This window comes from Pseudoalteromonas sp. SR44-8 (genome assembly GCF_014163635.1).
GTDB lineage: Bacteria > Pseudomonadota > Gammaproteobacteria > Enterobacterales > Alteromonadaceae > Pseudoalteromonas > Pseudoalteromonas rhizosphaerae.
On the sequence record NZ_JACJDS010000021.1, the window covers coordinates 25,361 to 45,594 of the forward strand.

A 20,234-nucleotide genomic window follows, 5' to 3' on the forward strand; every position below is an offset into this window, starting at 1 on the left:
ACCTCTAATTAAGCGCTAATGCCAGTGATTTTAACTTCTGTGAACCATTGACGATGGCCCATTTGCTTACGAGAATGCTTACGGCGTCTAAATTTAACAACCTTAATCTTCTCACCGCGACCATGTGAAACAACCTCAGCTGTTATTTTACCACCGTTTACGAACGGTACACCGATCTCGATTTTCTCACCATCAGCAACTAAAAGTACTGAATCAAATTCAACTGCTGCACCAGTCTCAACGTCTAATTTCTCAAGACGAATTGTTTGACCTTCAGTCACACGGTGCTGTTTACCACCACTTTGGAAAACCGCGTACATAATTAACTCCGTCTGTGCGCCCTCAAATCGACGCAACTAAAATATTATTCAATAGGGCGCGAAGTTTACGCTAATGTGCAAAAACTAGCAAGCCTGTTTTATTAATTAAATGAATAAAAAATAGCTGCATTGAAGGCGATTCAATATTTTCACCTATTTTATATTAAATTGGCATTATGCCAAGCCTTTTTAGCGTTTCATGACAAATAAATTACACCACGAACAAACACGCACTAAGAATAAAAAACAACCATGTTGAATTAACGTAAATTTTCTCAAATAAAAAAGTTATCTTTCCAAATTAAGGCTAAATTAAGCTGCTTAACCGTGTTTTTTCAGCGAATCGTCACAAACTGTCGAGCAAAGCTGTTTTTTGTTGTACAATCAGCCCCGTATACCCATTAAAATTGGCTCGGAGATCAATGGATATAAAAGCTATCCAGGCGTTAATCGAAAACGATATGAATGACGTCAATCAACTAATTTACGCGCAAATGCGCTCTGATGTAGCATTAGTCAATCAACTAGGCTTATATATAGTAAACAGCGGCGGCAAGCGTGTTCGCCCTATGTTGGCTATTTTAGCGGCTAAAGCACTTGGCTATGAAGGCAAAGATCATGTTACTTTAGCAACTATTGTTGAATTTATTCACACAGCTACATTACTGCATGATGATGTCGTTGATGAATCAAATTTACGCAGAGGAACACCGACAGCAAATGCTGAGTTTGGTAATGCAGCCAGCGTACTTGTTGGTGACTTTATCTACACCCGCTCATTTCAGCTGATGGTTGGTATTGGTAAAATGCAAGTTATGCAAATACTCGCTGATGCAACCAACGTGATTGCCGAAGGTGAAGTGCTGCAATTAATGAACTGTAACGACCCTGATACCACCGAAGATAGCTACATGCAGGTAATTTATTCTAAAACAGCTAAATTATTTGAAGCTGCAACAGGCCTTGCTGCGATTATTACCGAAAAAGACGACTCTACGCTGCAAGCGCTTAATCTTTATGGTATGCATTTAGGAACCGCTTTTCAATTGGTGGATGACGTACTTGATTACAATGCTGATGCTGAGCAGTTAGGTAAAAACATCGGTGATGATCTGGCCGAAGGCAAACCTACCCTGCCACTACTTTATGCTATGCGCCACGGTAATGCTGAGCAAGTACAGTTGATCCGTGATGCCATTGAGCACAGTAATGGTATGGACCACTTAGAAGCTATTCTAAGTGCCCTCAATGAAACCAAAGCACTTGAGTTTACGATGAATAAAGCCAACGAAGAAGCCGATAAAGCGATTGCATGTTTATCTGTATTAGATGAATCACAGTATAAAGAAGCACTCGTTAGCTTGGCTCGTATTGCCGTTGATCGTAATCACTAATAAACACCTAATGTATAAAAATCCTTCGAGCATAAAAAAGCCTGCAAATGCAGGCTTTTTTGTATCAATCGACTTAGCAATTAAGCGTTGATGAAATCAACACCTTCTTGGATGTCTTTTTTCAGCGTATCAAGCATGTCGTTTTTAGCTTGCTCTTCAAATGCGCTTAGTTCACCGTAAGAAAGAATTTCTTCTACGCCGTTTTTACCTAAACGTACTGGGTGTGCAAAGTATGCAGCATCGCCATTTTCAACAGCAACGTAAGCGTAATCTACAACGTCTTCACCTTGTAAGCCTTTAACTAAAGACATACAAAAACGTGCAGCAGCAGCGCCCATTGATAATGTTGCAGAACCACCGCCCGCTTTTGCATTTACTACTTCAGTACCTGCATTTTGGATACGTGGAGTAAGTGCAGCAACTTCTTCATCAGTGAAAGTAACGCCTTCAACTTGAGATAGTAACGGAAGGATTGTTGTGCCTGAGTGACCACCAATTACTGGTACTTTCACAGTTGCAACGTCAACACCTTTAAGCTCAGCTACAAATGCTTCTGAACGGATCACATCAAGAGTGGTAATACCGAAAACACGTTTCGCGTCGTAAGTACCTGCTTTTTTGAATACTTCCGCAACAATTGGCACAGTGCCATTTACTGGGTTAGTGATAATACCCACTAATGCTTTTGGACAGTTAGCAACAATACCTTCTGCTAATGTTTTGATAATACCAGCATTAACATTAAATAAATCAGCGCGGTCCATACCAGGCTTACGTGGCATACCAGCAGGGATAAGAACGATATCACAACCAGTTAACGCTTGATCTAGTGCATCAACACCAAAGCCTGCAACTTTAACGTCAGTTGGGATATGAGAAAGATCAACAGCAACACCAGGAACAACTGGAGCAACATCATAAAGTGATAATTCAGAACCAGCTGGTAAGCCTGTTTTTAATAATAAAGACAACGCTTGGCCGATACCGCCAGCAGCACCTAATACAGCAACTTTCATTGGAATTCTCCGTAATTTGAGGTAGGAAATATTTGTGGCTCTAAAGATAATGAAATTAACGACTAAAGACAAATTTATCCTGCTTATTTCACATATAATTTAGACCATAGTTGTAAACTTGCTGGTTTACAGCACTAAAATCCATCGCAAAAGCAAACAACTACTGCATAAGTATGCAACATTGTGTACAATTAGCGCATCACTTATGAATAAGAACCTATAATATGCAACCACAAGATAAACAAGAAGCATTAGTAAAGGCCTTTAAGGCACTTTTAAAAGAAGAAAACTTTGGTTCACAAGGTGAGATTGTTGACGCCCTAAAAGAGCAAGGCTTTGATAATATTAGTCAAAGTAAGGTGTCGCGGATGTTAAGCAAGTTTGGCGCGGTACGCACTCGTAATGCCAAACAAGAAATGGTCTATTGTTTGCCTGCTGAAATGGGCGTACCTACAGCGAAAAGCCCATTACGTCAGTTAGTGATCGATATAATGCATAACGAAATGATGATCATTATTCGAACCAGCCCAGGAGCTGCACAATTAATTGCTCGACTATTAGATTCATTAGGTAAAGCAGATGGCGTACTAGGTACCATTGCTGGTGACGATACTATTTTTATCGCTCCAGCTAAAGTATCTGAAATTGATGTAACTCTTGAACGTGTGCGTATTTTATTTGATACGGTATAAATCTACCGATTCAAACTTTTTACAGCTGCTTTAAAAAGTTAATTGATGGGGCAAAAAACGCAGAACCCATATCGGCTTGAGTAAAATCAAGCCAATGATCGTAGCAATCGGCATCACCTAATCGACTTCGTAATACTTGCTCAAATGCATTTCCCTGTGCTGCATAACTAATCGCTAATATCCCCTGTTCGTAAACGTCACCATAAGGCATGTTTTGATTTAATTGCAGTGGTTGCCCTTGCTCATCTTTTAACTCAGTGCGTACAGCATGACTATTCTCAGTCGCAGGCATAATCAAGGTATTATCTAAGCGAGTGCGTCCCATTATTTGCTCTTGCTCACTCAGAGGTAAATTTTGCCACACACTTAAGTCATGCTTATAGCGCTGTATATGTACGTAACTGCCTTGATCTTCAAAATGGTTGGGTTTATTGATTAACGCTGTGATGCGCTTTTGGCGACCATGAGGAGTGTCACCACCGAGTATAAAACCATTAAAATCGCGACCATCTAAAAATCGAAAGTTTCGCACTTGCTCAACCAATTCAACATCGGGGGCAAATAACTTAAGAATTTGCAAAGCAAATAAATGGTTTACATCTTCCCTATCGGAACGAATTTGGACAAATAAATCAAAAGGCTGAGCCCCCATAATATGATCATTATGAGTAATATTAGGAAAGCTCTGTAATTCACTAGGCAGAAATTCAGGCAGAATGTGCGGCCAGTACTGTGCCCCCACTGCAACTAGGCTGGAGAGCATCGATTCAGAAAACTGATCTGAAAACTCATCTTGGATAGCGCTAACGTATTTTAACTTTTTGCGTAATGACTCATCGTGGCCATCAAATACATTAAAAAACAAATGTAAACCGTGCAAGTTTGCCTCAGCACAAATTCCAGATTGCGCTTGCGCCATGGTATTTCCTTAACTCAAAATCTCATACACGGCGTTTTTAATGAAATTAAAAATACTAAAGCACTTAATCTGCGAAAAAGTTAACCGTGTGTGGTGTTATTTTTATTGTCACCTGTTCATTTGCTAAAAATGAGTGGCCCAACTGAGCAGCAACTTCAATTTCTTGTCCATCAACCATAACCTTATACACAAAATGCGAACCAACAAAACGACTGTTTAAAATAGTCACCGTATTTGCACTACAGCCTTGTGATTGAAAAGGTATTAACTCAAGATGGTGTGGGCGAACATAAAGTTTCCCAACTTGCTTAACATGACGATGCGTAACTAATGACTCAACACATCCGAAAGCAGTATGATATTCAGTTGCTGTTAATACTTCTGCATCTAAGTATATGCCCTGACCAAGAAATTCTGCAACTACCTTTGAGCTTGGAGCACTAAATAGCTGCTCAGACGTACCTTGTTGAGCAATTTTCCCACAGTGCATTACCGCTAATGTATCAGCAAACGCAAATGCCTCTTCTTTTGAATGAGTAACAAATACAGCTGATACTTGCTGGGTTTTAATAATACGACGAATATCTGCAATTAACTCAAACCGTACTTGCGTATCAATATTGGAAAACGGTTCATCTAATAACAATAAACTAGGTTTATAAGCCAGTGCCCTAGCAATTGCCACTCGCTGCTGCTGACCCCCAGATAACTGATGCGGGAAACGTTCTGCACAATTAATTAAATGCACTAACTCAAGCATTTCAGCAACGCGCTTTAACTTATCCGCTTTTGTCATATTGGTTAAGCCAAAGGCAATATTATCAGCCACAGTTAAATGTGGAAATAGCGCATAATCTTGAAACATCATGCCAATATTTCGATACTCTGGCGCTAAAAAAGTATGCTCATCACTGACTAACTTACCATCAATAAATACTTTTCCTTGCTTTGCTTCAATCAGCCCAGCAATAGCTTTTAATGTGGTGGTTTTTCCACAGCCACTAGCACCGAGTAAACACACTATTTCATCTTGTGCGACAGTTAAATCTAAGTGCTCAATCACGGATGTGCCGTTGTATTGATACGATAAATTTTCTAATACTAAACTGCTCATTAACTGCGTTGCTCCATCGAGCGATTAATAAAGTATAAAGGAATTAACCCCACCAAAACAATTGCTAACGCTGAAATAGACGCCAGCTCTAACTGCTCATCACTGACATACTGAAACACATGAGTCGCTAAGGTTTCAAAATTAAATGGCCTTAATAACAATGCGGTAGGTAATTCTTTCATGCATTCAATGAATACCAACAATCCTGCGGTTAAAATACCACGACGTAATAACGGGATATGTACTTTGCGTAGAGTTTGGCCTTGGCTTTTCCCCATTGATTGACTCGCCATATCAAGCGATGGGCTTATCCGCATAAAACTAGCTTCAATTGCACCATGAGCTATAGCGTAAAAGCGCACCACATATGCAAATATAATTGCAAACAAAGTACCGCTCAATAATAGCCCCGGTGTAATACCTATTGGCTCTAACCAAGTATTTAATTTATCGTCTAACAAGGTCAATGGTAACAACACTGCAATAGCGAGTACTGTTCCAGGTAACGCATAACCTGTACTGGCTAATCGCCCAGGTACAAGTGGATATTGCTGCTTAGCAATGCGCTGATAAAATACCACTAACAGACTCAAAATAATGGTGATAATGCTCACGATGGCCGCGACTTTAAAGCTTTGCCATGCATAGAGAAAAAATACGCTATTCCATGCTTGTCCGAAATATGAAATGGCATAACCCATTAACACAGCGACAGGTAATATAAAGGCAAAAAATAACACTGCAATACAAAAGATAGTTGCCAGCCATGCACTTTTGCCCGTTAAGTTATATAGCGCATCACTGTTGACGCTTGGTTGGCGCTCAAATACAGCTTGATTACGACGACTAAAACGCTCCATCGTTAACGCTAAAAACAATATAAGTAACATAATACCTGAAATTTTAGCCGCAGCTGTTAACGAATAATACCCTAACCAAGTATCATAAACCGCTGTGGTTAAAGTACTTACCGCAAAATAATTAACGGTTGCAAAGTCAGCCATTGCTTCCATACTGATCAGCGTCAGTCCAGCCACAATCGCCCCTCGAGCAAGTGGTAAACTAACTTTGAAAAAGCTCTGCTTAGGTGATAATCCCATCAACTGACTCGCCTGCACCAATTTAAATGACTGTTCGCGTAATGCAGTTTTAAAAATCAAATACAAATAAGGATAAAGCACTAAGGCAATCATAATAATCGCACCAGATAAAGTACGAATATCAAAAAACCAATAATCATTAGGTGATTGCCAACCAAACCATTCGCGTAACCCTATTTGCACCGGACCGGCATAATCAAACAGATCAGTGTAAACGTAAGCAATAATATAGGTCGGCATCGCAAGGGGCAGCATAAGCGCCCACTCAAACTGTTTACGGCCGGGAAAATCACAATAAGCGGTTAACCAGCCAAGCGGAAGGGCAATAATACAACTGACAACGCCAACACCCAAAATAAGTAACAGTGTATTGCGGGTATAATCCCACAGCACGGTATCCCAGAGGTGGCTAAATACGTCAGAATCGCCTTGTAGTGATTCGAACAATAAAAAACACAATGGGGTTATCAACACTATGCCAATAACCCACGCGAATAACTGCCATCGCGACAGTGAAAATTTTAAACTCATTAAAGGTCGAACTTCACCTCATCAATTAGCTTAAGTGCTAAAGGACGATATTTGCTTATTTCATCAAGCGCTAAGCTATCTTCCTTAAAGCTACCCCATGATGCTACTAAGCTTGATAATTCAACGCCCAGTCTTACTGGATATTCCATATTGACCGAAGCGTACATATTTTGCGCCTTATTGTCGGTCATAAACTCGATTAGTTTCAAGGCATTTTCAGGATTTTTAGCGTACTTGGTCATAACTACACCAGATACGTTAATATGTGAGCCTCTGTTATCTTGATTCGGAAAGTTAATATGTACGGCATCAGCCCATGGTTTTTGCTCGGGATCTTCCATCATCTTACCAAAGTAATAACTATTACCGATCGCTAAATCACATAAGCCTTCTTTTACTGCCTTTACTTGCCCGCGGTCATTACCTTGAGGTTTACGAACTAAATTTGCTTTCACACCTTCAAGCCATTTTTTAGTTTCTGCTTCACCATGGTGTGCAATCATTGAAGCGACCAAGCCTAAATTATATGGGTGCTTACCCGAACGGGTGCAAATTTTGCCTTTGTATTTAGGATCGGCTAATTCTTCATAGCTTAAATGCGCTAATGCACCTATGCGCTCTTTTGATGAATAAACGTTACGCACCCGCTTAGTTAATGCAACCCATTGTCCTTCAACATCACGAAACTTAGCCGGTACATTACTATTAACGGTTTCACTATTAATTGTTTGGGTTAAATCTAATTCATCTAGCTGCACTAAATCACTAAAATTAGAGGTTAAGACTAAATCAGCTTGGCTATGCTTTCCTTCACGCTTAACACGCTCTATTAATCCTTTTTTAGCAAACACCACATTTGTTTTAATGCCTGTTTGCTTAGTAAAATCATCTAATATTGGCTGAATTAAAAACGGTTGTCGAAAAGAGTAAATATTTACTGCTTCATCTGCAAACACAGGGGTTGTTAACACTAAGCCAACTAAAGCTGCTAATGTCTTTTTCATAAATCGCTTCCAACTAAATAATAACTATTATCATGTAATGATAACTTGCTCCTTGAAAAAGTGCACTTATTAAATCTTAATCAATGATGACCATGCCCATAATGGAAATCACTTGTGCGATATATCTCACGGTTATGACAGCTATTGAGTATAAAACATCATAAAAAAAGTCTAAAAACAAACTAACCACATGAAATATAATAACTATTATAAAATTTCAAAATAATGACTGTATTTTCGTTACTGTTTTTAGCCTATTTTGTTTGCAGATACTCTCTATACTTACTTCATCGGTTAAGCAGTGACGCTTAAATGAGTAAACGGACAAGGAATGATTACTCATAAACCTCGAATTAAAGGTTACGTTAGGAAAAAATGGATTCACGGACAGGCTCAGGATGAGTAGCACTAAGGATAGTAAATACACGGACAGCGTCAAGATGATGCGAAAAGGAATAACAACAGGGCTCGCAAGAGAGTTGTTAGACAGGATGTTATAAAAGCGGACAGATGGACAGGCCCTAAAGGGTATCACAATGGAACTGTTAACTAAGGGATAGCATCAGGACGATGCGTAAAGGACCGGTAATAGAGATTACCAAAAAGGATCAAAAGGAAGCACATAGGACAGAGGCACGGATAGCCTATATCACGCAGAACGAATAAGTAACAGTGTGATCACATGGATTAGTAAAGTTTAGGAGTTGATTAAGTTCAATTGCAGGATGCAGAAAATTAGAAGATTCCGCAAGCGCGACTAGCAATAGTTCGCGCTTTTCTTTTGCCCAAAAATACCCTCTGCTTAACGACTACTTGTCAATTAACTCGCTCATTAATACTCTCGCGTCTAATCTAATACGTTATTGATTGTGTATAAGCGATGACTTCTCTAAAATAGCGCGCTCATAAATCATTGAGGTCGGCCGTGTTAATTAACTACAATCCTCCATTAGATCCTTATTTAACCATTTTATTTCAAGATGATGATTTACTGATCGTCAACAAGCCCAGTGAACTTTTGACTGTGCCGGGAAAAGATCCTAAACACGCCGATTGTTTGATAGCTCGCGTTAACCGTGTTTTTCCTACGGCAAAAATAGTTCACCGCTTAGATATGGCAACCTCTGGAATTATTTGTTTAGCAATGCATAAAGCGGCTCATCGTCATTTAAGTATGCAGTTTCAAGAACGCCAAACTGCAAAGCGCTATATTGCACGAGTGTACGGTAAATTAGAGCCATTAACGGGATCAGTCAATTTGCCACTGATCTGTGATTGGCCAAACCGCCCTAAGCAAATGGTTGATCATGACAAGGGGAAGCCCTCTTTAACTCATTACACTGTATTGGAGCATGAGTTGCACGCCACTCGTGTGGAACTTACCCCTATTACCGGACGCTCACATCAATTACGTGTGCATATGTTGTCATTGGGGCACCCTATTTTAGGCGATAGGCTCTATGCTAACCCTGATGCCCTGGCTGCTGCCCCGCGCTTGCAATTGCACGCACAAATGCTACAGCTCACTCACCCGGGAACAGCACAAATTATGACTTTTGAAGCTGAGCCAGAGTTTTAATTACGAGCTTAAAATCACACTAAACTTTTTGCTGTACACGCCGATAACAACTTATTGATTCATCGTGGTGGTTTATATGGCTATCGGCAAACAGTTTAAAGTATGGCAATTAATTAGTTTGGTTTACGCGACTTTCTTGGCCATGCAAGCCCAAGCAGCCGACTTTATTGCACCCACACCATGGTCAACAATCAGCAGTAATGATTTATCACGCCTAATGCCGCAAGATGAACTAAAACCGCTACTTGCTGGTGAGACTGAGTTTTTAAGTTTATATCGCCAACACATGAGTGCCCAGCAGCGCGGTGTGGTGTTGATTATCCCTGATTGGCAACACTTACCTACCAATAACAACGGGCTCAACTTTTTACGTACGCAACTTAACGATTTAGGCTATGCCACAATTGCTATGACGGTACCCGATATTGATTGGCAAGCAGCGCCACCTGCGGATGCAAGTGAAACAACTGAACCTGCAGCGGCTAAGCAAACTACAAGTTCAGACAATGGCGAACCATCAGCTGACACAGCCACTCCTGTTGTACATGTTGATGCTATCGCTCATATAAGCAATGCGATAATAGATAATTATAAACTCAACTTAATTGCACGCTTTAATGCGTTGTATCAAAGTGCATTGGATGAAGATGGGAAAATTGTTGTTATTGCACAAGGTGCCTCTGCTGGAGTATTGCTCGAACACTATGGCGAATATCCAAATACCAACATAGATGCATTTGTCAGCCTTAGCAGTTATTTACCAAACAGTAAACGTAACCAACAACTTAACGCGATTATATCGACTATTAGCCCGCCGTTATTGGATATTTACTACAACATAGATAACCCAGACTTACTGCTGAGTGTGGCGGATAGAAAACGCTGGGTTAAACGTCACAGTAAATATGATTACCGCCAACGTGAGCTGTTTGGTTTGCGCTCTGAGCCTGAGCAACATGAGCGCTTGACCAAAGAAGTAGACGGGTTTTTACGCCGCCTTTTTTAAATATTCGTAAGCGGCTTGAATATCTTGGCTTTTCTTGACTGCCAGTTCCATCATATGTTTAGGTAAACCTTGAGAAACTAATTTATCTGGATGGTGCTGTGCCATTAATTTACGGTACGCTACTTTTACTTCTCGTTCACTCGCCTCATTATTTAGCCCCAGCAAAGCCAGAGCTTGAGTACGGCTCATGCCACTATTTGGCGGTACATGATGCCCTGAGCCTTCACGATAACTACTGCTTTGCCCTTGTTGACGTTGTTGCTGCTGTTGATAGCGTTGTTGTTGCTGACGAAATGAAAATTCAGCTTGGTAACGTTTAAGTACAAATGCAAAGTGAGTTTTAGAGATCCCTAATAACTTACTTACCTCTTGGAGTAGCTCCTTTTCTTGCGCAGCTAACACCCCATCAGAAAACGCCATTTGGATTTGAATTTCTAAAAACAGTTGTAATAAATCATGGCGACGAGCAAAACGCTCTTTAAAATCGAAAACAGTTTCTTTTAATGAAAAATCAGCGTCTTTTCCCGCTTTAAATGCATCTTGTGCCTCTTTGCGATCATCACCAGTGAGTCCCATTTCATCCATAAATAAACTGGCAGCACGGATGTGGGTTTCGCTTACGCGGCCATTTGACTTAGCAATGTGCCCCATTACTCCAAAACAGCTGGTAAAAAATAACGCTTGGCGCTGATTAATATCATCATCGCCTTTAAATAAGCTTGAAAAGCCGCCGGCTTTATCAAAGTTCTGCTTTAAACTCTTGTCAAACATATGGCCCAGGTATAAGCCTATAAATAAGCCTATAATACGCCCAAACATAAAGCCAAAGCAGGCACCTAAAATTTTACCCCACATGAGGCGCTCCTATTATACGTGAATTACTTAATGAGTTTTTTGTTGCTCTATCAACAACTCATTCAATTGAGCTAATCGTTCTGGAGTTCCGATATCGTCCCAGTTACCTATGTACAGCTCCGTAGAGACAACATGCTCAGCCAATTTACTTTTTAATAATGGCCCTAAGCGATGAGTACCCGCTGTAATTCCTGCAAAAAATTGCTGATGAAAGCGACTGATACCAGAAAATGTATACTTGGGGCTATCTGCGCTTAGATGACGCAACGTAAAGTCACCATTTGGGTTGTGGGCTGGATTTTCAACCAACACAATATGTGCCTCGCCCGCATCTAAGTGAATATGCAGTAATGAACTAACATCATAGTCGGTAAATATATCGCCATTAATAACAATAAATTGCTCACCAAGCAAAGGTAATGCTTGAATAATACCACCTGCAGTTTCTAATCCCTGCTCAGGCTCTTGGCTATACTCAATATGTACACCAAGCCGGCTACCATCGCCAAAGTAAGCACGGATCTTATCTCCTTGCCAAGCAAGGTTAATAATAAAATCAGTGATCCCTGCTGTTTTTAGTCGCTCAATATGATGCTCGATTAATGGTTTTCCTTGCACCTTTAACATAGGTTTAGGTAATTCTGCGGTAAGTGGCATCATTCGCTGACCGCGACCCGCGGCTAAAATCATCGCTTTCATTATTTAGTTGGCACTTTATTAAGTGCGACTAAGGTAGCAGGAATAATCTTACTGCTGATCCATTTACCCAGCTCCACCAACGATGAATGATCTTGCGCCACATCACTAATGTAGCGCAGTGTCGGTAATACATTATCCATATAACCGAGTTTACCATCGCGTAAATTTAACCGGCAAAAAATACCCGCCGCTTTTAAATGGCGTTGAATACCGGTTAAATCAAACCATTGTTTAAAGGTTGCAAAGCTGATGTTACTGAGCAAGCCCTGTTGCTCAAACTCAGCAAATGCATGCTCAAGTAAGTATTCAAGTTCATCGTGAGGAAGTTTAAAATAACAATCACGCAGTAACGATACCAGGTCATAACATACCGGGCCTTGCACGGCATCTTGATAGTCAATAATTGCCCATTGCTGTTCACTGTGCATAATATTACGGCTATGAAAATCACGGTGTACAGTGACGCTAGGTTGCGCGAGTATATTTTCAATTAATAACTCACAGCTCGTTTGCCATAAAGTACGTTCTGCAGCAGTAACTTCTAGCTCTAAAAATCCCTCTACCAACCATTCTAAAAAAATACTTAGTTCTAATTCTAAAAATGCCCGATCAAAATCTTTCATGTGCTCAACAGGCGGCATTTTTGCCCATTGTGCACTAAGTTTTATAAGGTGTTTATAGTGATTAATACGTTCTTTATCATCTAGCATATCAGCAAGATGTGTGTTGCCTAAATCGCTTAATAAGAAGAACCCTTGCTTTTCATCAGCATGTAATATTTTTGGTAGTTTGAAACCATGCTCAGAAAAAACTTTGTTGAGTTCTATATAAGGAGTGTTATCAAGCTTAGCTGGATCTGAGTCCATAACTATATAGCTATCTTGACCGCGGTTTAGACGGAAATAACGACGAAAGCTGGCGTCTCCGGTGATCGCAGCTAGCTGGTATACTTCATCTTCGAAGTGCGGATTTAAAAACTGCTGTAAACTTTTATAACGATTCATTTTACAAGATATCTATTTTTCACTAAGTCAATTACTGTATTTGCCATTGTTTTCCTTTATTATGTCATTCTTACATCCAACGACAGCATATTAAGGTTAATAAATGAGCAAAACCTGGGGCATGATGATGCTAAGTGTGATCAGCGCACCATCGTTCGCCGAAACTGAACTGACACACAACTTTTGTGGCAATTCAATGCAAACCAGAGCTTGGCAACCGCTTGCTGGCCTTGACTTAGGCATGATCGATATCCGTTCAGATGATATTGAACTGCTTGGCACCCAAAGCGCAGAATTTACCGGTAATGTTGATATTAACACCCTTACTATGAGTTTGTCCGCACAAAGTGCGCTAATTGACAAACAGCGTGGGTTACTTAATGCAACTGGCCCTATTACTTACCGTGACGCTATCAGTGAAGTAAATAGCTCAGGTCTTAATGCTGATTTAAATAGTTCTGAAATCAGCCTACTTGGTGCCGATTATAAGCTGACGGATCAACAAGCACACGGCGGAGCAGAAAAACTCACTATTAATAAGTCTGGCTTAGATCTGCTGAACGCAAGCTTTACTACCTGTCCAAGCGATACGCCCGTGTGGGCAATTCAAGCTGAACAAATTTTATTATCCAGTGATGAAGGCTGGGGCGAAACCCATGATATGGTATTGCGTATTATGGATACGCCTGTACTTTATTTACCCTATTTCACTTTCCCAATTGATAATCGCAGAAAGTCGGGCTTATTAACACCCAATATTTCCAGTTCAGATCGCTACGGCGTAGAAACAGTTACTCCATATTATTGGAATATTGCACCAAACTTTGATGCCACGATTACACCACGCTATATGTCTAAAAAAGGCTTGCAGCTGCAAACCGAATTTCGTTATTTGAGTGATAGCAATGAAGGTCTCGTAGCACTTGAATACCTTGACAAAGACGACTCCGAACCAGAACTCAAAGAGCGCTTTCTATTTCACTGGCAACAACAAAGTTATTTTGCCGAAAATTGGCGTGCTAATGTTGATATAACCAACGTCAGCGATGATAACTATCTCACTGATTTGGGTTCTAATTACGCAACACGTACTGACACCCAACTGTACCGTACTGGCTCGTTATCACACTTAGGTGATACTTGGCGTACAGATATTAAAGTACAAAACTTTGAAGTGCTCGGTGATCATGTTGAATCGTATGCGGCGTGGCCACAAATTAGCTTTTCGCAAACAGCACCATTTAGTTTTCAGGATATTGAACTTACCCTAGACGGTGAACTGAGCCACTTTACAAATGACACTCAAGTTATTGAAAAGGCAACTCGTTTACACATCGAACCAAAAGCAAGCTACGGCTACCAAGAGCATGCATGGTCGTTTTTATCTGAATTTAGCGTATTGCACACCAACTATAAGCAAGAAGGTGATTTGGCAAATACTGATTATGCTAAATCAGTATCGCGTACTTTGCCTAAAGTGCGTTTATACAGCCAATTAAACTTTGAGCGTGAAACCACTATCTTCGCTGATGATGGTATTCAAACCTTAGAGCCACAACTGCAGTATTTGTATACACCGAATAAAGATCAATCCAATATAGGTTTATACGATACAACAAAATTACAAGATGATTTTTTTGGTTTATTCCGTGATAGTCGTTTTTCAAGTGTGGATCGTATAGCCGCAGCAAATCAATTTACATTAGGTGCAACCACGCGTTTATTTAATAATAAAAGTGAAGAGTTGTTTAATTTTAGTGCTGGTCAAATATTTTATTTAAGTGACTCAGCCAAGCCAACATCGCAAGGGTTAAACTCAGATACCAACTATAATGCCTTGTTTGCCGCACAAACCATGTTACATTGGCACCGCCGCTGGTATTTATCAGGCGGAATTCAATATGACACCGATGGTAAACAGATTATCCAGTCAAATGTGACCTTAGATTATAAAGGTGACGATAATCAACTCGTTCAATTGAACCATCGCTATGCAAATGATGTCTCAGGCAATACAATCGAACAAGTTGGCTTTTTTACTAGCATTCCGCTCAGTGATCAATGGCAGTTTGTAAGTAGCTATCACCGTGATTTAGAAAACGGTCGTAGTGTCGAGGTGTTCAGCGGATTGCAATATGAATCATGCTGTTGGGCCTTTCAAGTTACCGCCCGTCGCCAAATCGCAACTGATTTAAATCAAGCGATAGGCCAAGAACAAGCCACTTTTGATTCAAGTATTGGATTTAATATTGTCTTAAAAGGGTTAGGTAGTAAAAGCCGTTATGATGCACAAAAATTATTACAACAAGGTATTTTTGGCTATCGTAGACCGTATTTTCTTAATAACTAGTATCACCGTACTATTAGCAAGAGTATTAGAAAAAGTATGAATTTAAAAAAATTATTAGCATCAGCATTTTTGACGCTTGGTTTATGCCAAAGCGCTTTCGCAGCCCCTGTTGAAATAGACAAGGTGGTTGGTATTGTAAACCAAGGGGTTATTTTACAAAGTGAAGTAAACACTATTGTTAACCGCGTAAAAACCCAAGCCAAAGAGCAAGGACAAGAATTACCTTCGGATGATACGCTACGTATTCAAGCAATGGAGCGTTTAGTAAATCAAGCGTTGATGATGCAATTAGCTGAGCGTATGGGGTTAGAAATCTCTGATAGCCAACTGGACCAAACTTTGGTTGGTATGGCGAAAGAGCAAGGCGGAACAATCGCAGACCTACGCCGTACTATTGAATCATCAGGCGAGAGTTTCCAATCTTATCGTGAAGAAATTCGTAAAGAGATCACCACTCAACAAGTAATGCGCGCAAACGTAGACCGTCGTATTTATATTAGCCCACAAGAAGTTGATAATCTCTTAAAAATAATGGAAAGCCAAGGTCAAAATACGGAAGAGTATGACATTGGCCATATCCTCGTTGATATTCCAAATAATGCCACTGCGGATGAAATTGCTAGCGCAAAAACTCGCGCAGATAAAGTTATTGAGTTTTTACAAGACGGGAAAGAATTTAAACGTATCGCCATTTCATCATCAAGTGGTTCAAAAGCACTTGAAGGTGGTCAATTAGGCTGGATGAGCATTAATGAAATGCCATCACTCTTTGCTGAAGCAGTTAAGGGCACCAAAAAAGATGCCATTATAGGCCCGCTTCGTTCAGGCGCTGGTTTTCATATTATTAAAGTTCAAGACATTCGTGGTCGCCAGGTTGTTGAAACAACCGAAGTGCGCTCTCGCCATATCTTAATCAAGCCGTCAATCATCTTAAGCGAAGAAAAAGCCCGCAATATGCTTAATGGCTTTGCTAAAGATTTACGTGCTGGGACTGCCGACTTTGGTGAACTTGCTAAAGAGTATTCAGAAGATCCAGGCTCTGCACTTAAAGGTGGAGAGTACGATTGGACAGATCCTACGACCTATGCGCCACAGTTTAGAGATGCCCTACTATCACTTGATAAAAATGAGATCAGTGACCCGTTTAGAACCACATTTGGTTGGCATATAGTGCAGCTATTAGACAAACGTATAGCTGATAAAACCGAACTAGCTAAACGTAACCGTGCTCACGGCATGCTCTTTAATCGTAAATTTAAAGAAGAAAGCTTTAACTGGCAGCAAGAAATGCGTGAGCAAGCCCATGTTGAAATTTTCCCAATTGATGAATAACCAATGATCCTACGTATTGCAATTACTCCCGGCGAACCTGCCGGGATCGGCCCAGATTTACTGTTGCAACTTGCACAGCATGATTGGCCTGCGCAGCTGGTTGTGATTGCTGATAAGCAATTATTACAACAGCGAGCCAAACAGCTTGGTTTAACAATCAATTTAATTCCATTTGATGAAAATGCACCAGCTGTAATCGCCCCTGCAGGGAGTGTCTATCTGCACCAAGTTGATTTAGGTGCCGACGTTGAGATGGGTGTGTTAAATGATGCCAACGGTCAATACGTACTCGATACCTTGCGTATCGCGTGCGAAAAGAATATGAATGGTACGTTTGCAGCCATTGTAACTGGTCCTGTTAATAAAGGTATTATCAATAAAGCTGGCATTTCATTTAGTGGCCATACCGAATACTTTGCCCAGCAATCAAACACCCCTGATGTGGTGATGTTATTAGCTACTGAAGGCTTAAGAGTTGCACTAGTGACCACGCACATCCCACTGGCTTATGTATCACGTGCTATTACAAGTGAGCGTTTAAGTAAAGTTGCAGGTATTTTAAACCATGATTTACAAACTAAATTTGGTATCGAAAAACCACGTATTTTAGTCTGTGGGCTTAACCCTCATGCGGGTGAAGATGGCCATTTAGGGCGTGAAGAGATTGACACCATCACCCCAACCATTGAACAGCTAAATAGTGAAGGTATGAATTTAATCGGGCCATTGCCTGCTGACACCTTGTTCCAAGACAAATATCTATCACAAGCTGATGCAGTGCTGGCAATGTATCACGATCAAGGTTTACCTGTGCTAAAATACAAAGGTTTTGGCAAATCAGTTAATATCACCCTTGGTTTGCCGTTTATACGCACCTCAGTTGATCACGGTACGGCGCTCGATTTAGCAGGTACTGGTGATGCTGATGTTGGTAGTTTTGAATTAGCGATCCGCGAAGCAATTAAGCTCGCCCATGAAAAAGCACAAAATCAATGACAGATAAAGTACATTTAGGACACCGCGCCCGCAAACGTTTTGGGCAAAACTTTTTATGTGATGAGATGATCATCGATAAAATCGTCACCGCGATTGATCCTAAACCTGAAGATAATTTAGTTGAAATCGGTCCTGGTCTAGGTGCTATCACTGAACCGGTAAGTGAGCTAAGTGGCCACTTAACGGTTGTTGAACTAGATAAAGATTTAGCCCAGCGCTTAACTGAGCACCCATTTTTAGGGCCTAAGCTTACTGTGCATCAAGGTGATGCGATGAAATTTGATTTTTCAAGTTTGATCAAAGCTGACCGCAACAAACTAAAAGTGTTTGGTAATTTACCATACAATATTTCAACACCATTGCTGTTCCATTTATTTGAGTTTGCCGACAACATTGAGCATATGCACTTTATGCTACAAAAAGAAGTGGTGAAACGCATGGTAGCAGGACCTGGTAGTAAAACATTTGGTCGCTTGAGCGTAATGACACAGTATTACTGTAATGCAATGCCTGTCATCGAAGTACCACCAGAGTGTTTTAAACCAGCACCGAAAGTTGATTCTGCCGTTATTCGTTTAATACCGAAAAAGCCAGAGCAACGTACAGCAAAAAGTACTAAAATTCTTAACACTGTGTGTTTAGAGGCCTTTAATCAGCGCCGCAAAACACTGCGCAACAGCTTAGCTAATTTACTCACCGCAGATGAATTAACTAGCATTGGTATAGATATCACGTTGCGTGCTGAAAGCCTTTCGTTACAACAATTTATTGATATAGCTAATTGGATTTATGACAACAAGCAGTAATTTGGGCTCACCCATCAAAGTATCGGTAGAAACATTTTATGTTGAGGGTCAATCACAACCTGAACTTGATAAATATGTATTTGCTTATTCCGTTACCATTAAAAATCACAGTCTATGCAGCGCAAAGTTAATTAGCCGCTATTGGTTGATCACTGATGCAAATGGTAAAGAAATCGAAGTACAAGGTGAAGGCGTCGTCGGTGAAAAACCAACTATTGGTCCTGGTGAAAGCTATAAATATACCAGTGGTGCAGTGCTAGATACTCCCGTAGGAACGATGCAAGGTTATTACACCTTGAAGAATGAGTTCGGTACAGAGTTTGATGCACCTATTAATGTTTTTCGTTTATCACTGCCTAATATTTTACATTAAATAACCTGAAATCGGGTTAAGATATTTATTAACGCATTGATTTAATGATATAACTAGCCTTTAAGCTGTCCTGTCGGAGATTTTCAGAGATAACAAGGCGAATTTACGCGTCAATAGCTGGCCTATTGCAAGTAGATTCAACGCAGTTAGCGTTGAAAATAGCCACAGGAGATAGATTTATTATCCCGAATTTAGGTTAAATAATGGCAAATTATGCGATAGGTGATCTACAAGGTTGTTATAAAGAATTTCAAGCTTTGTTGCTGCAAGTTGACTTCAACCCAAGTAAAGATCACCTTTATTTAGTGGGCGACATTGTCGCCCGCGGCCCCGACTCTCTTGCCTGCCTAGATTATTTATATACACATCAAGATAGTATCACCGTTACCTTAGGTAATCATGACTTACACCTGATTGCCAATTATATGTTAGATAAACCCGCTAATCCAAAAGACAAGCTCACCGCCCTGCTTGGTTCAGCAAAGCTACCTGCTTATATAGCCATGCTAAAGCAGCAACCATTGGCTCTATGGCTTGAAACAGAACAGGTATTTATTAGCCACGCAGGCCTCAACCCCGCATGGTCCATTGAGCAGGCTCTGCAACATGCTCAATTTGCTGAATCCTGCTATCAAGGTGAGAATGCGCGCGATTTTTTCAAACATATGTATGAGCAGCACCCAGGCCTTTGGAGTGAGCAACTCAATGAGTTTGAGCGATTTCGTTATATTGTTAACTACTTTACCAGAATGCGATTTTTAACCCTTGATGAACAATTAGAGTTAAGCTATAAAGGTAGTATTACTAACGCTACTGCAATGATGCCTTGGTTTGAGCACCCAAAATTTACAACTTTTAAACAGCACATTGTATTTGGACATTGGGCTGCTCTTGAGGGCGTAACTCATCATGCAAATATCCATGCTTTGGATACAGGCTGTGTATGGGGTGGGAAGCTGAGCTTGATGGAGTTAAAAAATAAGCAATACTTTAGCGCTAATTCTACTGATTTCATCTAATTTAACTGAAAAATTAATCATCTTCTGTTAGATTTATAGTAACGAATGTTAAAAGTAATTGAATTTAATTACTTAACTTATCCGCAATAAAGCCGATAAAGTCTAATTGCTACTCTCTTTATGGA

19 protein-coding genes are annotated in these 20,234 nt (G+C 40.3%); 10 read left to right on the top strand and 9 right to left on the bottom strand.

The genetic code is table 11. The features are described from left to right. Positions 1–8: 8 nt before the first annotated feature. Positions 9–320, bottom strand: a complete 312-nt coding sequence (gene rplU / locus H5183_RS12020) for a 50S ribosomal protein L21 (protein WP_006794538.1) — start codon at positions 318–320, stop codon at positions 9–11. A gap of 422 nt (positions 321–742) precedes the next feature. On the opposite strand from rplU, the gene ispB reads away from it, so the two are divergent. Further along, a complete protein-coding gene (gene ispB / locus H5183_RS12025; protein WP_182731783.1) occupies positions 743–1,714 on the top strand; it encodes an octaprenyl diphosphate synthase in 972 nt (323 codons plus the stop codon). A gap of 80 nt (positions 1,715–1,794) precedes the next feature. Here the strand turns inward: ispB and mdh are convergent, their stop codons facing one another. Then, the gene (gene mdh, locus H5183_RS12030; RefSeq protein ID WP_145235472.1) at positions 1,795–2,730 is read right to left on the bottom strand and encodes a malate dehydrogenase; all 936 of its coding nucleotides are present in this window, start codon (positions 2,728–2,730) and stop codon (positions 1,795–1,797) included. A 224-nt stretch (positions 2,731–2,954) separates the two neighbouring features. Between mdh and argR the strand changes: the two genes are divergently transcribed. Next, complete coding sequence (argR, locus tag H5183_RS12035; RefSeq protein ID WP_145235470.1) at positions 2,955–3,422, top strand: transcriptional regulator ArgR; 468 nt, start codon at positions 2,955–2,957, stop codon at positions 3,420–3,422. A gap of 19 nt (positions 3,423–3,441) precedes the next feature. Here the strand turns inward: argR and H5183_RS12040 are convergent, their stop codons facing one another. The 4 genes from H5183_RS12040 to H5183_RS12055 all read right to left on the bottom strand — a co-directional run bounded on the left by H5183_RS12040 (position 3,442) and on the right by H5183_RS12055 (position 8,090). Next, a complete protein-coding gene (locus H5183_RS12040; RefSeq protein ID WP_182731784.1) occupies positions 3,442–4,341 on the bottom strand; it encodes a Dyp-type peroxidase in 900 nt (299 codons plus the stop codon). 64 nt (positions 4,342–4,405) lie between these two features. Further along, complete coding sequence (locus tag H5183_RS12045; protein WP_145235466.1) at positions 4,406–5,455, bottom strand: ABC transporter ATP-binding protein; 1,050 nt, start codon at positions 5,453–5,455, stop codon at positions 4,406–4,408. Further along, complete coding sequence (locus H5183_RS12050) at positions 5,455–7,086, bottom strand: iron ABC transporter permease (RefSeq protein ID WP_145235464.1); 1,632 nt, start codon at positions 7,084–7,086, stop codon at positions 5,455–5,457. Before H5183_RS12050 ends, H5183_RS12045 begins: the two co-directional genes overlap by 1 nt. Beyond that, the gene (locus H5183_RS12055; protein WP_145235462.1) at positions 7,086–8,090 is read right to left on the bottom strand and encodes a Fe(3+) ABC transporter substrate-binding protein; all 1,005 of its coding nucleotides are present in this window, start codon (positions 8,088–8,090) and stop codon (positions 7,086–7,088) included. The genes H5183_RS12050 and H5183_RS12055 overlap by 1 nt, the downstream gene beginning before the upstream one ends. 925 nt (positions 8,091–9,015) lie before the next feature. Between H5183_RS12055 and rluA the strand changes: the two genes are divergently transcribed. Beyond that, positions 9,016–9,669, top strand: a complete 654-nt coding sequence (gene rluA, locus H5183_RS12060) for a bifunctional tRNA pseudouridine(32) synthase/23S rRNA pseudouridine(746) synthase RluA (RefSeq protein WP_182731785.1) — start codon at positions 9,016–9,018, stop codon at positions 9,667–9,669. Between the two features lie 76 nt (positions 9,670–9,745). Next, positions 9,746–10,675, top strand: a complete 930-nt coding sequence (locus tag H5183_RS12065; protein ID WP_182731786.1) for a DUF3530 family protein — start codon at positions 9,746–9,748, stop codon at positions 10,673–10,675. Here the strand turns inward: H5183_RS12065 and djlA are convergent. The 3 genes from djlA to H5183_RS12080 are packed head-to-tail and all read right to left on the bottom strand — an operon-like array spanning position 10,658 to position 13,233. Next, positions 10,658–11,530: a co-chaperone DjlA gene (djlA, locus tag H5183_RS12070; protein ID WP_149982088.1), complete on the bottom strand. Its 873-nt coding sequence runs from the start codon at positions 11,528–11,530 to the stop codon at positions 10,658–10,660. The two genes, H5183_RS12065 and djlA, sit on opposite strands and share 18 nt — an antisense overlap. A gap of 27 nt (positions 11,531–11,557) precedes the next feature. Beyond that, the gene (gene murU / locus H5183_RS12075) at positions 11,558–12,229 is read right to left on the bottom strand and encodes an N-acetylmuramate alpha-1-phosphate uridylyltransferase MurU (RefSeq protein WP_145235454.1); all 672 of its coding nucleotides are present in this window, start codon (positions 12,227–12,229) and stop codon (positions 11,558–11,560) included. After that, positions 12,229–13,233 carry an aminoglycoside phosphotransferase family protein gene (locus H5183_RS12080; RefSeq protein WP_182731787.1) on the bottom strand — a complete coding sequence of 335 codons (1,005 nt, stop codon included), beginning with the start codon at positions 13,231–13,233 and terminating at the stop codon, positions 12,229–12,231. Before H5183_RS12080 ends, murU begins: the two co-directional genes overlap by 1 nt. 103 nt (positions 13,234–13,336) lie before the next feature. Here H5183_RS12080 and lptD point away from each other — a divergent pair, with 103 nt between their 5' ends. The 6 genes from lptD (at position 13,337) to H5183_RS12110 (ending at position 20,109) form a co-directional block, all read left to right on the top strand. Further along, complete coding sequence (lptD, locus tag H5183_RS12085) at positions 13,337–15,583, top strand: LPS assembly protein LptD (RefSeq protein WP_182731788.1); 2,247 nt, start codon at positions 13,337–13,339, stop codon at positions 15,581–15,583. A 36-nt stretch (positions 15,584–15,619) separates the two neighbouring features. Next, positions 15,620–16,915 (top strand): peptidylprolyl isomerase SurA, encoded by a 1,296-nt coding sequence (surA, locus tag H5183_RS12090; RefSeq protein WP_145235448.1) that lies wholly within the window; start codon positions 15,620–15,622, stop codon positions 16,913–16,915. Between the two features lie 3 nt (positions 16,916–16,918). Beyond that, complete coding sequence (pdxA, locus tag H5183_RS12095) at positions 16,919–17,911, top strand: 4-hydroxythreonine-4-phosphate dehydrogenase PdxA (RefSeq protein WP_182731789.1); 993 nt, start codon at positions 16,919–16,921, stop codon at positions 17,909–17,911. Next, positions 17,908–18,717, top strand: coding sequence for a 16S rRNA (adenine(1518)-N(6)/adenine(1519)-N(6))-dimethyltransferase RsmA (gene rsmA, locus H5183_RS12100; protein WP_145235444.1), 810 nt, complete (start codon positions 17,908–17,910; stop codon positions 18,715–18,717). The genes pdxA and rsmA overlap by 4 nt, the downstream gene beginning before the upstream one ends. Further along, positions 18,701–19,090, top strand: a complete 390-nt coding sequence (apaG, locus tag H5183_RS12105) for a Co2+/Mg2+ efflux protein ApaG (RefSeq protein ID WP_145235442.1) — start codon at positions 18,701–18,703, stop codon at positions 19,088–19,090. The genes rsmA and apaG overlap by 17 nt, the downstream gene beginning before the upstream one ends. Before the next feature lie 203 nt (positions 19,091–19,293). Continuing rightward, positions 19,294–20,109, top strand: coding sequence for a symmetrical bis(5'-nucleosyl)-tetraphosphatase (locus H5183_RS12110; RefSeq protein ID WP_182731790.1), 816 nt, complete (start codon positions 19,294–19,296; stop codon positions 20,107–20,109). Positions 20,110–20,234 lie beyond the last annotated feature (125 nt).

Excerpts from the sequence above, each read along its gene's own strand:
- rplU (WP_006794538.1), bottom strand. The coding sequence starts at position 320 with ATGTACGCGGTTTTCCAAAGTGGTGGTAAACAGCACCGTGTGACTGAA.
- ispB (WP_182731783.1), top strand. The coding sequence starts at position 743 with ATGGATATAAAAGCTATCCAGGCGTTAATCGAAAACGATATGAATGAC.
- mdh (WP_145235472.1), bottom strand. The coding sequence starts at position 2,730 with ATGAAAGTTGCTGTATTAGGTGCTGCTGGCGGTATCGGCCAAGCGTTG.
- argR (WP_145235470.1), top strand. The coding sequence starts at position 2,955 with ATGCAACCACAAGATAAACAAGAAGCATTAGTAAAGGCCTTTAAGGCA.
- H5183_RS12040 (WP_182731784.1), bottom strand. The coding sequence starts at position 4,341 with ATGGCGCAAGCGCAATCTGGAATTTGTGCTGAGGCAAACTTGCACGGT.
- H5183_RS12045 (WP_145235466.1), bottom strand. The coding sequence starts at position 5,455 with ATGAGCAGTTTAGTATTAGAAAATTTATCGTATCAATACAACGGCACA.
- H5183_RS12050 (WP_145235464.1), bottom strand. The coding sequence starts at position 7,086 with ATGAGTTTAAAATTTTCACTGTCGCGATGGCAGTTATTCGCGTGGGTT.
- H5183_RS12055 (WP_145235462.1), bottom strand. The coding sequence starts at position 8,090 with ATGAAAAAGACATTAGCAGCTTTAGTTGGCTTAGTGTTAACAACCCCT.
- H5183_RS12065 (WP_182731786.1), top strand. The coding sequence starts at position 9,746 with ATGGCTATCGGCAAACAGTTTAAAGTATGGCAATTAATTAGTTTGGTT.
- djlA (WP_149982088.1), bottom strand. The coding sequence starts at position 11,530 with ATGTGGGGTAAAATTTTAGGTGCCTGCTTTGGCTTTATGTTTGGGCGT.
- murU (WP_145235454.1), bottom strand. The coding sequence starts at position 12,229 with ATGAAAGCGATGATTTTAGCCGCGGGTCGCGGTCAGCGAATGATGCCA.
- H5183_RS12080 (WP_182731787.1), bottom strand. The coding sequence starts at position 13,233 with ATGAATCGTTATAAAAGTTTACAGCAGTTTTTAAATCCGCACTTCGAA.
- lptD (WP_182731788.1), top strand. The coding sequence starts at position 13,337 with ATGAGCAAAACCTGGGGCATGATGATGCTAAGTGTGATCAGCGCACCA.
- surA (WP_145235448.1), top strand. The coding sequence starts at position 15,620 with ATGAATTTAAAAAAATTATTAGCATCAGCATTTTTGACGCTTGGTTTA.
- pdxA (WP_182731789.1), top strand. The coding sequence starts at position 16,919 with ATGATCCTACGTATTGCAATTACTCCCGGCGAACCTGCCGGGATCGGC.
- rsmA (WP_145235444.1), top strand. The coding sequence starts at position 17,908 with ATGACAGATAAAGTACATTTAGGACACCGCGCCCGCAAACGTTTTGGG.
- apaG (WP_145235442.1), top strand. The coding sequence starts at position 18,701 with ATGACAACAAGCAGTAATTTGGGCTCACCCATCAAAGTATCGGTAGAA.
- H5183_RS12110 (WP_182731790.1), top strand. The coding sequence starts at position 19,294 with ATGGCAAATTATGCGATAGGTGATCTACAAGGTTGTTATAAAGAATTT.